The sequence below is a fragment of the Saccharomonospora iraqiensis subsp. paurometabolica YIM 90007 genome (assembly GCF_000231035.2).
Taxonomy (GTDB): Bacteria; Actinomycetota; Actinomycetes; order Mycobacteriales; family Pseudonocardiaceae; genus Saccharomonospora; species Saccharomonospora paurometabolica.
In genome coordinates, this window is record NZ_KI912254.1 from 98,620 (window position 1) to 99,282 (window position 663).

Annotated in this window: 1 protein-coding gene; it reads right to left on the reverse strand. The window is 76.8% G+C overall.

Annotated features, from left to right (window positions below):
• Positions 1–663, reverse strand: a 663-nt coding sequence (locus SACPADRAFT_RS28655; protein ID WP_007027891.1) for an HD domain-containing protein, incomplete at both ends; no start/stop codon positions are given.

A 663-nucleotide genomic window follows, 5' to 3' on the forward strand; every position in this document is an offset into this window, starting at 1 on the left:
CCGACGCGCGGCAGCGGTCGACCAGCTCGCCGACCAGTGCGGCGCGCCAGTCCGTCCACACCCCGGGGCCGGTGGCCAGCGCGTCGGCGCGGGTCAGCGCGTGCAGCAGGTCGAGCAGGTCGACGTCCCCGTCCAGGGTCGCCAGCACCCGGTCGAGGGTCGCGCGTTCGGCGATGTCCCTGCGGGTGGCGGTGTGCGGGAGCAGCAGGTGGTGCCGCACGAGCCGGGTGACGGTGCGGGTGTCCGCGGCGGACAGGCCGATCCGGGTGGCCACCTGCCCGGCGATCTCCGCCCCGAGCACCGAGTGGTCCGCACCGCGTCCCTTGCCGAGGTCGTGCAGCAGTGCGCCGAGCAGCAGCAGATCCGGCCGGGCCACCGACGTGGTGAGCCGGGCGGCCTCCACACAGGTGCGGACCAGGTGCCGGTCCACGGTCCAGGCGTGCACCGGTTCACGGGGCGGGAGGTCCCGCACCGCGCCCCATTCCGGGAACAGGCGCGCCCACAACCCGGCCCGCTCCAGCGTCTCCACCACGTCGACCAGCCCCTCCCCCGCGCCCAGCAGCGCGGTCAGCGCCCGCCTGCTCCCGGCCGACCACGGTTCCCGCGGTTCCCGGGCGGACTCGGCGAGCGTGGCCAGGGTGCCGTGCGCGATCGGCAGGCCGG